11 protein-coding genes are annotated in these 14,166 nt (G+C 41.8%); all 11 read right to left on the reverse strand.

Annotation, left to right across the window (positions count from 1 at the left end; genetic code table 11):
* Positions 1-147: 147 nt before the first annotated feature.
* The gene (locus QQK09_RS15540; protein ID WP_284205071.1) at positions 148-2,295 is read right to left on the reverse strand and encodes an AAA family ATPase; all 2,148 of its coding nucleotides are present in this window, start codon (positions 2,293-2,295) and stop codon (positions 148-150) included.
* A gap of 23 nt (positions 2,296-2,318) precedes the next feature.
* Positions 2,319-2,756, reverse strand: coding sequence for a VPA1267 family protein (locus tag QQK09_RS15545; RefSeq protein ID WP_284205072.1), 438 nt, complete (start codon positions 2,754-2,756; stop codon positions 2,319-2,321).
* Between the two features lie 58 nt (positions 2,757-2,814).
* Positions 2,815-3,237: a hypothetical protein gene (locus QQK09_RS15550; RefSeq protein ID WP_284205073.1), complete on the reverse strand. Its 423-nt coding sequence runs from the start codon at positions 3,235-3,237 to the stop codon at positions 2,815-2,817.
* A gap of 9 nt (positions 3,238-3,246) precedes the next feature.
* A complete protein-coding gene (locus QQK09_RS15555) occupies positions 3,247-5,562 on the reverse strand; it encodes a hypothetical protein (protein WP_284205074.1) in 2,316 nt (771 codons plus the stop codon).
* A gap of 2 nt (positions 5,563-5,564) precedes the next feature.
* Positions 5,565-7,205 carry a hypothetical protein gene (locus tag QQK09_RS15560; protein ID WP_284205075.1) on the reverse strand — a complete coding sequence of 547 codons (1,641 nt, stop codon included), beginning with the start codon at positions 7,203-7,205 and terminating at the stop codon, positions 5,565-5,567.
* Entirely contained in the window at positions 7,202-8,515 is a 1,314-nt protein-coding gene (locus tag QQK09_RS15565; protein WP_284205076.1) for a site-specific integrase, read from the reverse strand. Before QQK09_RS15565 ends, QQK09_RS15560 begins: the two co-directional genes overlap by 4 nt.
* A gap of 123 nt (positions 8,516-8,638) precedes the next feature.
* Positions 8,639-9,274, reverse strand: coding sequence for an endonuclease III (nth, locus tag QQK09_RS15570; protein ID WP_284205077.1), 636 nt, complete (start codon positions 9,272-9,274; stop codon positions 8,639-8,641).
* 8 nt (positions 9,275-9,282) lie between these two features.
* Positions 9,283-10,005, reverse strand: coding sequence for an electron transport complex subunit E (locus QQK09_RS15575; RefSeq protein WP_284205078.1), 723 nt, complete (start codon positions 10,003-10,005; stop codon positions 9,283-9,285).
* Positions 10,005-10,637 carry an electron transport complex subunit RsxG gene (gene rsxG / locus QQK09_RS15580; RefSeq protein WP_284205079.1) on the reverse strand — a complete coding sequence of 211 codons (633 nt, stop codon included), beginning with the start codon at positions 10,635-10,637 and terminating at the stop codon, positions 10,005-10,007. The genes QQK09_RS15575 and rsxG overlap by 1 nt, the downstream gene beginning before the upstream one ends.
* Positions 10,637-11,689 (reverse strand): electron transport complex subunit RsxD, encoded by a 1,053-nt coding sequence (gene rsxD, locus QQK09_RS15585; protein ID WP_284205080.1) that lies wholly within the window; start codon positions 11,687-11,689, stop codon positions 10,637-10,639. The genes rsxG and rsxD overlap by 1 nt, the downstream gene beginning before the upstream one ends.
* Positions 11,689-14,166: an electron transport complex subunit RsxC gene (gene rsxC / locus QQK09_RS15590; RefSeq protein ID WP_284205081.1), complete on the reverse strand. Its 2,478-nt coding sequence runs from the start codon at positions 14,164-14,166 to the stop codon at positions 11,689-11,691. The genes rsxD and rsxC overlap by 1 nt, the downstream gene beginning before the upstream one ends.

Genomic DNA, 14,166 nt, shown 5'->3' on the forward strand with positions numbered 1-14,166 from the left:
ACATGGTTTAGATAAATATACACAAAGGTCGCTCAACTACAGGCACATCTTGCTACGCAAGAACGCAGAATAAGATGTGGACAGCGCTTCGCGTTGACACACAACTTATTTCCGCTTGCACCCGTAGTCACTCCCTAAAGTTATAAATTATTTTTTGTTTTTTAAAAGATCAACCAAATAGCTATTACGTTTGTGAGAGTTACTTGGCTGTTTTGTGATCTCATTGAAGTCTTGTTGTGAACCCACGATATGAATTTCGCTCTCAGCCCTAGTAATAGCGGTATAAAGCCACGCTCTATCAACTATCATACCTTTTTGTAACGCTATAATAATGCGTGGAAACTGTGATCCTTGCGCTTTGTGGAGCGTAATGCAGTAACCCAATTCCATACAGTCCAATACAGCCTGCGTAACTTCAACATCATCACCGGTATCCAGAACAACAGAGCCATAGCTTTCGCCAACGGATTCAACTGATGACAACACACCCAATGAGCCGTTTTGAATGCCTTTATCATAATTGTTTTGTGTGAATAGAATAACGTCACCCTTACGTAGGTCACGGAAAAACTTTTCACCATGCAACTCAAACTCAAGTCTTTGCCCATTGAGGTTTGTTGCGTTTTGAGTCAACTTGTTAATGTCTGCAACCATTACCTTTGTAGCTCCCATTATACGGCTATCATCAGGGGAGGCTTGGAATAGCGTTGTACAAGTTTGAGCAATTTCATTTTTCTGTGTTTCATGAAAAGTAATCGATCCAGTACTAATATTTTCAGGAACAATCCCTGCGTTAATTAACTTTGAATATTCAGGTATTCCTGTTGATCCGTCTTGTCGTTTAACAATGTCTAACATGGTATTTGCGATGACCTTTGACTCAACGATATCTGATAACACTTTGCCACAGCCGATAGGTGGTAATTGGTCTGGATCACCAGTGAATATAATGTGTGTAGAGGGATGCAAATGGATCACCAATCGGTACATGGTCGGCAGATCAATCATTGAAGCTTCATCGATGACTAACAGGTTTTTAGGTTGTTCATTGCTTGGTTCAATGACTTCCTTACGTAGTAAGGCCGCAATCGTCATTGTTTTGAATCCAGTCGATTCGTGTAAACGCATAGCCGCTCGGCCTGATAGTGCTACCGCGTGGATCTCATAGCCTAATTGATGGTAAGCCCGAAGTGCGGTTCTTAATACAGTTGTTTTGCCCGTTCCTGCACCGCCTGTAATACAAGCTACCGCATTGTCTAAAGCAGTCATTACAGCTTCGCTTTGGCGCTCAGTTAACTCATAGGGCAATTCATCAGCCGCAGACAAATAGGCCGAATTTGCATGCTCATCATATAAGTTTTTTTGCTCAGCAAGTGCTAATAGCCGTTTTGCTACCACAGATTCCATCAGTAGCTGAGCTGTTGGGTGGTATGTGCCTGTCTCGCCATTTACAATGAATTGTGCCTTTTGATGTCCAGCCACAAATGCTTGGTTTGTCAGTTCGGCATTACCAAGAAGCTTCTTAACGGTTGGTTTAATGGCGTTCTGAGTGGTGTAAGTATGGCCTTTTTCAATCTCTTTTCGGATTGCCATTTCTAGTGCTGCACTGAGTCTTCTTGGATCATCCTGTGTAACATCGCTCTTAAAATCCGTTGTCTTAATGATATCGTCAATGGCGCTGAATGACAGGCCAAAGCCAATCAGTGCGTAGGGATTACCCTTGATAACGTCTATGGAGGCTTCGCCATGATGTTTAAGTAGCCGTTGCTGTACACTGGCTGGGATTTTGTGCTCACTCATCCAGTTGCAGTACGCCAGATTCTTATACTTGGCGTAGCCTTTAAAGATCGCTTCTATTGAGCCTTCATTTAGAATCGATGTCAGGCATTCTCTGGATTCAGGCGTATCTTTTCTCAAGGTGGCATGAAAGTCTTTACCTAGGAACTGCCAGAGCGCTCTGGCTTTGCTTTCACCAATCCCTTTGAACTCACTTTCCCTTGCGATAAAGCGTATCAGTTGCTCACCTGTTTCGGGTAAGGCACATTCAATATGCTCTGGTGATTCATAGGTGTGTTGCTGCATTACATAATCGCCAGTTTCGACATCTTTAATTTGGCGAGTGCCTTTGACTGACCAATGCTGACCTATCGTGGGTTGAATGAGGATGCTATCAGGGTTAGCTTTGATGGTGACATAATATTTGCCATTATTGGTTTTGTAGGAGTCTAGTGCCAGTGGCACACCGCTGAATATTACCAATTTATTTGAGCGATAAGGGATACTCGTAACGCGCATTTTGTCTTCATTCAAAACGGGATTCATCGTGGCATCAACCCCATTTCAGATAGAGTTTCAGATAGTTCACCAAAGCGTTCAAGTCGCTTTTCAAGCTCTTTTACCTTGGCTCTCAATTCAATGTTCTCTACCTCTAATGACGACACCCGCTTTGAATCTAATAACTTACGATTTGTCGTGCTGTCGTAGGCTTTAGGTTTATTTGCATTCTTCTTGGCAGTATCAGTTAAAGGAGGAAGTATACCTTTGTCTCGTAGTTCATCTTCTAATGCCTTGAGTGTTTTTTTGAGGGCTGGGTTTTGATTTAGGGCTGATTTTCCACAGCCGATGCTTTTTGCCACTTCGATGCGGTTAAGCTGACCTCTGAACACGATTTGTTTAAAGTCATCATCCGTCTGTGTCGCTTTCCATACCTCAAATGCCTCAAGATTTTGCTGCGCTTTTTGTTGACCACTTGCCATTATTAGACCTCTTGCTATTTCCTGATTTGCGGTTTAGTACGTTATAAGTTGTTGGATTTTACTTATTGCTGCGCTTAACGTCTTGTAATGTCTTTTGAAACACATCCATGACACTTGGGTTAGCTTTGCCAATGCTGGATAGTTTTTGAATGAAAGCTTGAAGCTTTCCAATTTCTGATTGTGCCACTGCAAGCTGCGCTTCCAGTTGGATTACCTTCTCAGCTAAATCCACATCTTTTTGTAAGTAAGCAATAAGCTCTTTGTTGTCAGGTGCAACAGGTTTTCCTCTTAATACTTGCTTTTTTTCCTTAAACTCATGCTTGATATTCGCGTATTTATCGAGCGTCTGTCGAGTTGTCGTAATGCCTAAACTGGATTCCACTTTTGTAATGAGCAAATCCCAAGTTAACTTACCTTCCCAGCTTCTAATAAGGGCTTGGATGGAAATTTGCTGGTCTGTTTCTAATGATTTAATTGCCATGTTATTCCCCTAAAGTGAGCCTAAGAAGCCCAAGAAGTTATTCGTAGCTTCATCTTTGCTTTTATCCTTATTTGCCTCTATCGCAGCTTGAAGGGCCTGCTCAGCATTAGGGAGTGCCAACTTTCGTTCTTCTACGGTTTTTGTGTCTAAATTGGTGATCCTCATGCTGTTTGAGCGAGTTAGAAATCGCACCATACTGCCTTCTTCTATAGTGTCATCGGACAGCACTTCAATCAGTTTTTTTAGCATACATGTATTGCGATAATGGGTTCTGTACCACTCCTGCATCCCTTTACTTGTCTCGAAGTTAATAGCCTCTTGCACATTTCCAAGGTTATGAGTTTGCACCTTTAAATCCTTCTGCAACAAGTCTATGGCATCACTATCATGTGCTACATGGCAAGATGATGGGCATAGCGTACATTGCGTTTCAAACTCCGTCATATAAGTGCAGGGTGAGAGGGCTAAATTCTGAGTGCAAAATCCTGATTCGTGAACAAAGGTCGGTGTTTCATTGTCGATAGCCTCGTTATATTGATTCATGGTCGCAAGACGACGACTTACCTTTTCTTCGACATTGCTTGCTAGCTCATTAGAGAACGAAATATCACAAATCACAGAAGCGTTCTGTGCATCCGTTGTATGGATGTATGTCAGCGTTTGCTCTGCGCTCTTTCGACCTGAGAGCATGGAAATGAGATGGTGAGGAAGTCCTTTTTTCGCAAGGTAATCATTTTGCCAATGACGTAATTGGTGTGGCTTGAGCAAAAAGCTTGATGAAAAACCGTGTCGCTCAAAGATGGAGGGTCTAGTTTTAGCTACTTTTATTAAATCGTCAGAGAATAAAAAACTTAGCGAGCTAATGGGGGCTAAAAGGAAAGGGTTTTTGACTCTGCCACTAAGCTGCTTTTCGGTGTAAGCAAATAATGCGTTATCAAAGTCCGCATATTTACTTTGGCTCTTATTGTAACCCTTTAGTTGGTATTGATTCTTTTCGATGATGAAATTCTGAAACTCAGCCACAGTGAGTTCTTGCTTGCCTCCTGTATAATTACTGTACTGTGCTGGGATAGCGAGACTACAACCTGTAAGCATATAAGTATAAGGGCAATGACTCTTAAAGCTCAGTGTATCGAACGCTTCAAGCTGTGCGATGGGTTTGATGAATTTGGCGGGGCCCTTACCTTTTTTACGCTTAGCCCCTTTTGTAGTCGGTGTAACTCGAGCATATTTGTCGCTATCGTCAAAAAGACCTAGCAGTAAACCAAGATGCAAAAGGTTTGTTGATTTATTCATCGAAGGTCTAATGAGTGCGAGATTTTCGTCGCTAGGTTTAAATTCACCCAGCACTTCCTTTAAGGTGCGTGCTGGCTTTCGATAAAATCGTGCTAATGCTCTTGTTGGCTCAGTCGCAAGGATGGTGTAGTGCATTGCTCTATCTAGGCTGTCAACCATTTCTGCATTAATGTGATTTTGATTATCCTTATAGCCCTTTGAGCCTCGCCAGTTTAGGTAGTGAACGGTTTTTTCTTGCCCCTCAACAACTTGTGTATGGCGCTGTATGCGCTGTGGTGTGAGAAGCACTTGCTCTGCACCGATTCGATTAGGCGAGGCCATTCCAAGCGCTGTCATGGTGCAAATAAAGCTGTCTCGTTGGTTTTGTGTAGAGGATAAAAGCGGTTGCCAAGCATCAATATTTTCTTTGTTATCATCCTGATAGGGTGGAATTACATCATAGAAGATAGCTCCGAGCGCTAGTAACGCCGTTTCGGAAGGCAGTTTTTTTTGTTCCGCATCCAGCGCATCATCGCCACTCTTACTTCGCGTTGAATCGGCTGGGGTGCTAATATAGGGCTGACAGCTTTTTGCCAGCATTTTGTGTTCATGTAGCCAGTCGATGAAACTTTGTAGACTAGCGGAATTTTTCATCGAATCAATGGCGTGTTGAATTTCATCAAGGGTAGCCGTGGCGACATTTTTATCGAGGTGACAAAGGAAATATCTTGCCGTCGTTATTTTACTTTGTTTGTTCGCTTTCGAGACTCCTTCATTTAACAGATCAAGCATATAGGCGAATAATAGATCGTGTGTCTCTGGCTTTAATCGGTCATCGTCCGTGAAGTGTGTACCTATACTGGGCTTATTTCTGTTTAGATTGCAAAACAAAGTATTGATGTGCTTATTGTCACTGTCGGTGAAAGTTACAGCAATATCATTCCATGATGCATGCTCTCCTTGAGCGTTGGTAAACCCAATGAGTGGCTGCGCTTGCTTTTTGGCAACGTAAGCACGTTGGTTATCAACATAACGGTTAATTATACTCATGTTTATCCTCCAACTTTGATTGTTTTTCGCTCTTCACACACAGCTATCGTCACTCTGATATAGAGAATGATAGTACGCAGTCGCTTAACGGTGGCTGGATGGCCTGATTGACTATTTATAGCCAGTTTACGCTCTGCTTTATCTAAATATTGCTGATGATTTGCGGTTTCTAGAGGGCGAAAATTATCACAAGGGTAGCACCCCATTGGCGCAGCCCCTTTTGACTGGCAACTTGAACAGTTGGCTGGGTTGAGCTTGTGCCCCATCTCTTCATCAAAAGGGCTTTTGATTTTGAAATTGGGGTGTTGCTGTAATTTTTCTGAGGATGTGCTATCAAATCGCTGTATCACACTGTTACCGGCAAAGGCTTCGTCAATTTTAACTCGCTCAGGGGTTTTTAAATCAAGGTACGGTAGTATTGCTTCTACCGTAACGCCAGTAATCGCAGCAATTTTCGCAGGGCTTAACCCCATCCAAGCCGCAAGGGTCAGCTGGGTGTGTCGCCAGCGGTTATTTTTAAAAGTAAGGGGCTTATGTGTAATACGGTCACTTTTTACATTTAATTTTTTATTGAACAAGTAAGTGATATTCTGTGCAAAGCTGACAGCAGATAGATGAAAAGACTCTGATGTATCGCTTACGGACTGAAAAAAATTCTCTTTTGTATCAAATTTTGCCGAGAATAAGCTCTGGTCTGGAAACAAAGGGAGTCGTTGCATCAACTCTTTTATCTCGCTCTCAGACAATGTAATGTCGTACTGACTTAATGAACCACAAAGATAGCTTTCATAAACTTGGTAATATTGAAGTAATAGCTCAGACAGGTCGGGCTCTAAGCGATGCGAACGCGATTCAGCATTAGTTCTAAACGTGCCTTCTTTGCCTTTAAAGGTTCGTAAATGTAATTGCTCCACATCAGAAAAGTGATGCTGTGTTAGAGGTTGCCAATCTCGGTTGCTTTCTTTGTGCGACTTAAACGCTTGACCGACACGCAATAGGTCACACCATTTTATTTTAACCAGTTGCGTAGGTCTTCTTGTAATTGCGACCATCAACTGAGAACCCAACACATTTCTAAAGCGAGTAAAAGGTTTTGTCGTAACAAGCTCCTTATCAAGTGCATTGAGTGTTTCAATTCTTAGTGCTTCAAGGAGGTTGTCACGCTCAATTTCACTGTAAGCACCAGTCGTCTCATCAAGGATACCCTTCAAGGCACCTTTTCTGCCTAAATTATCATCTTTAACGATGTTATATAACGGTGTTAATAGGTGGCTATTGTACCCATTACTTCGTTTGCAGAGTGCGAATAGTGCGTTTCTTACCCCCTTTTTATAGACTGTGAGTGTTAACCACCACGCCTCGAAAGTTGCTGGATCTAAGTAATCGCAAATGGTTTTTAATGTGCTGATAAAGCCATTTATAGAGTTATAAGCATAGTATTTAGCTGTGTGAGCGATAGTTAGTCGTAGGTCAAGAAACACATCCTTTTCCAATTTACTCATCCACTCTAGATAAAGTGTTTTCTTATAACCCATCGACCATTCATCAGAAAAAACATCAAACTCGTAACCCTCTTCCTTCGATTGAAAGGTTCTTTTTCCTGTGTAGCTGCTTTTTAATTTTTTAAGTTCAGTTTTGTTCATTGGCGACCTCTCAATGCAGGTACGGATTGGCTTTGGTTCTTCGATGATATTTCAGCAACCGTCACCGCTAATTGGAATTCGTTGTAGACTGATGCCATTTTTGAATCTTCCACCCAACCCATAGCGTATTTGCGAAGGTCTTCAATTTTATCAGGTGAGAACCCTTTCTCTCTTGCGTTATCTTCAAAGAGTTCGTTCCATTTATGTCGAAGCAAATGTGGATGTAGATTTATCCCGACAGAATCTCCAAATATTTTAACGACCTTATGAATTGCGTTGTAAGACATTGGCTGACCGATAGTTTTCCCTTTCTCTGAAATAAAGATAAAATCATGTTCATGGGTGTTTGGCGTGCTTTGGCGTATTGTTTCGATATAAAGTTTGATTAGCTTCATTAAATTACTAGAAACAGAGACCGATAGCGCTTTTGTTTTATTTGCAGCAGGTAAGCGCCTAGTGTCCGTTGGGTCATTAGGTGTGCGGGTTAGTAAGAATCGAGGGTTGTCCCAATCATCGACTAAATCACTCACTTTCAATTTCAAAACAGCCCCGACACGAACCCCTGTATCAATCAATATTTGGGTGATAATTTGATTTCTCAGTTTGCTGGACTTAAAGGGGTTGTCAGGCGAAGACTCTTGAATAACATCCAGTAATTTAAAGAATTTATCCGATGGTATCGTTGATTCAAAAGCATCTTTAGTGATGGTGTTGTCGTTTCGAGAGCTTGATATTGCTGCGCTTATATAGAGATTAAATTTATTAAATTTATTATCAGTGCTGATTTGCAGCTTAGTTTCAGCTTTATCGTAATGACGGCCTACATATAAGAACTCTATGTAGGCTTTAAGTCGAATTAGCCGCTGACGAAAAGTGTGCGCCGACACTTCTGGCTGACTGTTTGATGTTGCATGTATGGCATCCCTAATTCGCTTATCAGTAAGATTGACGACTGCACTGTTTTCGTTGTCATTTTCTGTGTCAGCATAGAATTTGCAAGTGCGAATATAACTGTCAATTTCCTCAATAGATAAAAATATACCACTCGCCACTCGTTCAACAAGGTCAATACCCTGTACCATGAAAAAACAATATAAGAATTTGCACTCATAGGCATATTTCTTTCGAGTATAGAAAGATAGCGATTGCTTTGATTTCGCTTTAGAGAGCGGTGAATTATGATTGCCATTAAGGTAAGCATTGAGGTACAAGCAGCAAGGAAGGCAACCATCACTAACAACTAGTGGAAAAGAATAGCCATTCACATCCTTATATATTTTAACTTGTATATTATTACTCAAATCATTCATTACAAAGCAACCGATCAATTACACATAAACACACTATAGTGGAAATCTCGATTTTGTAAAGGCAAAAAAAAGACTCAATTAAGAGTCTTATGTGTTCTTGGTTTATTTACCCCTAAGTATTCTTTACGTTTTTTTTAGTGGAGAGTACTCGCAAAGATCCTCAATGATACATGAGCCACAACGTGGCTTACGCGCCACACAGGTGTAACGACCATGCAGAATTAACCAATGGTGTACATCGACCTTAAATTCGCTTGGAATCACCTTTAAGAGCTTCGCTTCGACTTGATCAACATTTTTACCCATTGCTAGCTTAGTTCGATTAGAAACACGAAATATATGTGTATCAACGGCAATTGTAGGCCAACCAAACGCGGTATTTAATACTACGTTGGCAGTTTTTCTGCCTACTCCGGGTAATGCTTCCAGTGCTTCACGATTTTCCGGGACTTTACTACCATGCAGATCAACCAACATTTTACAGGCTTTGATGACATTGGTTGCTTTACTATTATATAAACCAATGGTTTTAATATAGGTTTTTAGCCCCTCTTCACCCAACGCGTAGATAGCCTCTGGTGTATTGGCAACAGGAAACAGTTTGTCGGTCGCTTTATTAACACTGACATCGGTTGCTTGTGCGGATAATGTAACGGCCACTAAGAGCTCAAAGGGTGAGCTGAAATTCAGCTCTGTTTCTGGTTTTGGATTGTTATCACGTAGTCGTGTTAATATGATTCGGCGTTTATCTTTATTCACGTTTAACCCTATTTCTTATTGTCTAGTCGATGGTCGATAGCATTTTTAAAGGCAATAATAAGCCCCATCACAATAAAAGCACCCGGAGGCAATGCTGCGAGTAAAAAGCTAGTATCGGTATGATAAAGCGTTATCGTTAACCCTGAAGCCCAATCACCCAATAGTGTTTCAACACCATCAAATAGTGTTCCTTGTGCTAATATTTCACGTATTGCGCCCAGTGCGAGTAGTACGCCACTAAAACCAACTCCCATCATCAAACCATCAAAAGCAGCATGCTTTACGTTATTTTTTGATGCAAATGCTTCAGCACGACCAATAATAATGCAGTTGGTTACGATCAATGGAATAAAGATACCCAGTGAGAGATATAGCTCGTAGGTGAACGCATTCATTAAAAGTTGCACACAGGTTACCAGTGAGGCAATGATCATTACAAAAATAGGGATACGAATCGCTTTGGGTACATGGTGACGGATCAGTGAAACTAAGGTGTTCGAGCCGACTAATACAAACAGTGTCGCAATCGCTAAGCCGAGTGCATTAGTCACTGTATTGGTGACAGCAAGCAGTGGGCAAAGGCCGAGCAGCTGAACGATACCCGGGTTGTTTTTCCATAAGCCTTGCCAAGTTAGCTCACGATAGATCGCTTTTTTATCTTCGATAGGTGCGTTATTTTGTTCGTTATTTTGATCACTATCCTGTGGCGCTTGTGCTGTTTCAGAGGTCATTATAATGCTCCACAGTTAGGAATATGGTTAAAAAGTTTATCGCTATTTTTCTGAAAATAGATGAGTGCATCTTTGACTGCTAAGGTGACTGCACGTGGCGTAATCGTTGCACCAGTAAAGGCATCAATGTCACCGCCGTTCTTTTTCACTTCCCAGCGTGCATCTTGTGATTTTTGGTACTGTTTACCATTGAAACCATAGATCCACTCAGATTTGTTGGTTTGAATCTTATCACCTAGCCCCGGCGTTTCGGTATGGCGAATAACACGCACACCGGCAACTTTACCATCAGCAAAAATACCAATCGCAAGCTTTATCTCACCGGCATAACCTCTAAAGGTACTGGTTTCAAGCATCACTGCAACGGGTTTGTTGGCTTGTTTAGCCACAAACACTTGTTGTGTTTGCCCCTTACCTAGCAATTCATCATCATTAATCACAAAGCAGCTGGCAAAAATATCATTGTCGTAAACCTCTTCAGGAATTAACTGATTAATCGTTTTTAGTAGTGCTAACTGTTCTTGCTTTGCGATCACTGGTTTAGTTAATACATTGACTGTCGCCACTGCTGCAGTACAAATAATGGCGAATGCTGCTAATAGGAAAGCATTTCGTGAAATTGCAGTACGCATTATGCTCTTCCTCCATAAACTTTAGGTTGGGTATAATAATCGATTAATGGCACACACATATTACCTAATAAAACCGCAAAGGCGATTGCGTCTGGGTAACCGCCGACATTACGAATAAGTACCATAAGAAAGGCGATTAATAATCCAAAAATAATACGCCCTTTAACCGTTGTTGCTGCACTGACTGGGTCGGTTAGAATAAAAAAAGCACCCAGCATAGTGGCACCAGAGAATAAGTGGAACATCGGAGAACCGTTTAAATCTGGTTGGTAGGCATAAGCGATAAAAGAGAAAATGGTGACACCTGCAAGGAAGCTAATAGGTATCATCCACAGGATAATACGTTTTGCGAGTAATACAGCACCGCCGATTAAAAAACCTATGTTAACCCATAAAATAGCCTGTGATGATGATGCATTAAAAATCGCACTATCAAAGATCTCTGTGGTGGTTAAACCTGCCTTTAAACTATTTTTGACGGTATCAAGTGGCGTTGCCATGGTTAAGCCATCAATACTCACAGTGAGTTGTGAAACGGTATAACCGTCTAAGGTATGACCTGTAAATACCGCATTAAGTTGATCCATAAAAGAGATGCTGAAAGGGTGTAAACTTTCCATCGGTAACCAAGTGGTCATCTGTACCGGGAAAGAGATCAGTAGCAGTACATAAGCCGCCATTGCAGGGTTAAATATATTCTGTCCAAGACCGCCGTATAGTTGTTTTACAAATATAATCGCAAACAGGGTACCGATCACAGCTACCCACCAAGGCGCCAGTGGCGGAATGGCGATAGCAATTAAAATACCGGTGACTAATGCACTGCCATCTTTCAAGGTATTAATAATTGGGCGCTTACGAATTTTTAAGATAATTGCTTCCGCGAGTAAAGCGACAATGACTGCAATTGAAATTTGGATTAGATTAGCAAATCCAAAAAAGTAGCTTTGTATCGCAATGCCAGGTATTAAACACGCCATCACCCATAACATTATTTGTGTGGTACTACGATAAGTACGCTGATGGGGCGAGCTTGCATTGATAAATGCCATTATTTTTGTTCCTCGTTTTCTGCTTGGCTAACGCTATTTTGCACTTTTTTAGCTTTAGCGCGTGCGACAGCAGCTGCAATTTTTGCTTTTTTAATTTCAGCTGGAGATAATTCCGCTTCAGTTACTTGTTCTGCTACCGCTTGTTGTTTTTGCAACTGTGCCTGCTGTTTACGTTTCTTGCGTTCAGCAATCACTGCACTGTTATCGGGTTCTGCCTGTTGCGTTACTTTTTCTACTTGTTCTGACCTTTCCGCTTTTTTAGCTTTAGCACGGGCAATAGCCGCGGCGATAGCTGCTTTTTTAGGATCGGTACTTACGGTTGATGTTTCTTCTGTCGGATCAGACGCCGTTGCTTTTTCTGCTTGTGCTGCTTTTTTGGCTTTAGCACGGGCAACTGCCGCGGCGATAGCTGCTTTTTTAGGATCGACGTTGACGGTTGATGTTTCTTCAGCCGGATCAGACGCCGTTGCTTTTTCTGCTTGTGCTGCTTTTTTAGCTTTAGCACGGGCAACTGCCGCGGCGATAGCTGCTTTTTTAGGATCGACGTTGACGGTTGATGTTTCTTCAGCCGGATCAGACGCCGTTGCTTTTTCTGCTTGTGCTGCTTTTTTAGCTTTAGCACGGGCTATAGCCGCTGCAACAGCTGGGTTTTTAGGTGTTGCAGGTGTAGTTTCAGTAGACTGCTGTGCGTCGTCTATATTGCCTGCTTGCGCTGCTTTTTTAGCTTTAGCACGGGCAATGGCCGCTGCAACAGCCGGGTTTTTAGGTGTTGCTGGTGCAGTTTCAGTAGACTGCTGTGTTTCACCTATATTGCCTGCTTGTGCTGCTTTCTTGGCTTTAGCACGCGCAATTGCTGCAGCAACAGCATCATTTTTCTTAACGGGTTGTTCAGTTTCTGATTGCGTCTCTGAAGCGTTTGCCTTTTTCGCTTTAGCACGAGCAAGTGCCGCTGCAATCAGATCTTCTCCGCCATTTTTCTCTTTTAATTGTGCTTTACGCTTCTCTGCCGCTTGTTTATGTTTTGCTTGTCTGTCTATTTTAGCCTGCGCTAACCGTGCTTCACGTTTTTCATGACGAATACGTGCTATTTCAGCTTTTTTAGCCTCTTCCTGAGCCGTTCTAATCTCCGCTTTTGCAATACGGTAATATTCAACCAATGGAATATGACTTGGACAAACATAGGCACATGCACCACATTCAATACAAGCACTTAGATTGTAGTCATTGAGTTTGTCGTGATCTTGGCTTTTCGAATACCATAACAATTGCTGTGGCAGTAAGTTTGCAGGACAAGCCTCAGCACACTCTGAACAACGAATACAGGGCATTTCTGGTTTTGCTGGCGGCATCTCTTTTGCTGTTGGGGCAAGAATACAGTTACATATTTTGGTAACAGGGGCTGCAGGGTTCTCAACGGTAAAGCCCATCATTGGTCCACCAATGATAATTTGGTTAAGTGCGTTGGTATTAACCCAGAATCTATCTAATAGGTATTGAATAGGGGTACCGATACGCACACTAACATTGCCTTTTTTCTGCAATGAGTCGCCGGTTAGGGTTACAATACGCGAGGTAAGTGCTTTACCATCAATAACTGCTTCTTTAACCGCAACAGCGGTGCCTACGTTGAGCATCACAATACCTAACTCGCTGGCATGATGACCAATAGGGGTTTGCTCTCCGGTAATAATCTCAATCAGCTGCTTGGCACTTCCTGACGGATATATTGTAGGAATGATGGTGATTTTAATGTTTTTATTTTTAGGATGGTTTTGTAGTGCTTTTTGTAATGCACTAATGGCATCTTTTTTATTATCTTCAATCGCAATAACGGTTAATTGAGGTTGTAAAATATGCTCAAGCACATTGATTCCATCAATCATTTCAATCGCTTGCTCTTGTATCAAGCGATCATCTGCAGTGATATAAGGTTCACATTCAGCCGCATTAATCAGTAATAACTTAATTTCGGCGTGTGGCATCAATTTTAGATGGGTCGGAAAACCAGCCCCGCCTAAACCAATAACACCTAATTGTTGTATTTTATCTATTAGTAGTGCGGGTTCTACATCTTGATAAGCTGGTATTCTTCGCGCTTCTACGGATCTGTCTAAGCCATCAGTTTGAATGACAACGGATAACATATCTAAACCAGAAGGGTGCAGAGAGGGACGATTTTCAATCGCAACGACAACACCTGAGCTGCTTGCGTGTTGAACAACTAATGCACCGTAAACTTTGGTCAGTGGCTGACCTTTCAACACAGTATCACCAACTTTGACTAACAGTTCAGGAACATGGGTTTTATGTTGAATAGGAATAACCAGTGTTGCAGGTATACCAGCATCACGAATCGCAGATTGGTTACTTTGTAATTTATTTTCTTGTGGGTGGACGCCCCCATGAAAATTCCATAACTTACCCGATGAAATATTGGCTAATTGCTCATCGCTAAGCAGGTTAAATTTATCTGTCAT

Origin of the sequence: Psychromonas marina (genome assembly GCF_030161115.1) — a bacterium.
Classification (GTDB): Bacteria; Pseudomonadota; Gammaproteobacteria; order Enterobacterales; family Psychromonadaceae; genus Psychromonas; species Psychromonas marina.

Coding starts and splice junctions, on each gene's coding strand:
- QQK09_RS15550 (WP_284205073.1), bottom strand. CDS start 3,237: ATGGCAATTAAATCATTAGAAACAGACCAGCAAATTTCCATCCAAGCC.
- QQK09_RS15540 (WP_284205071.1), bottom strand. CDS start 2,295: ATGCGCGTTACGAGTATCCCTTATCGCTCAAATAAATTGGTAATATTC.
- rsxC (WP_284205081.1), bottom strand. CDS start 14,166: ATGACAGATAAATTTAACCTGCTTAGCGATGAGCAATTAGCCAATATT.
- QQK09_RS15560 (WP_284205075.1), bottom strand. CDS start 7,205: ATGAACAAAACTGAACTTAAAAAATTAAAAAGCAGCTACACAGGAAAA.
- QQK09_RS15545 (WP_284205072.1), bottom strand. CDS start 2,756: ATGGCAAGTGGTCAACAAAAAGCGCAGCAAAATCTTGAGGCATTTGAG.
- QQK09_RS15575 (WP_284205078.1), bottom strand. CDS start 10,005: ATGACCTCTGAAACAGCACAAGCGCCACAGGATAGTGATCAAAATAAC.
- QQK09_RS15555 (WP_284205074.1), bottom strand. CDS start 5,562: ATGAGTATAATTAACCGTTATGTTGATAACCAACGTGCTTACGTTGCC.
- rsxD (WP_284205080.1), bottom strand. CDS start 11,689: ATGGCATTTATCAATGCAAGCTCGCCCCATCAGCGTACTTATCGTAGT.
- rsxG (WP_284205079.1), bottom strand. CDS start 10,637: ATGCGTACTGCAATTTCACGAAATGCTTTCCTATTAGCAGCATTCGCC.
- QQK09_RS15565 (WP_284205076.1), bottom strand. CDS start 8,515: ATGAATGATTTGAGTAATAATATACAAGTTAAAATATATAAGGATGTG.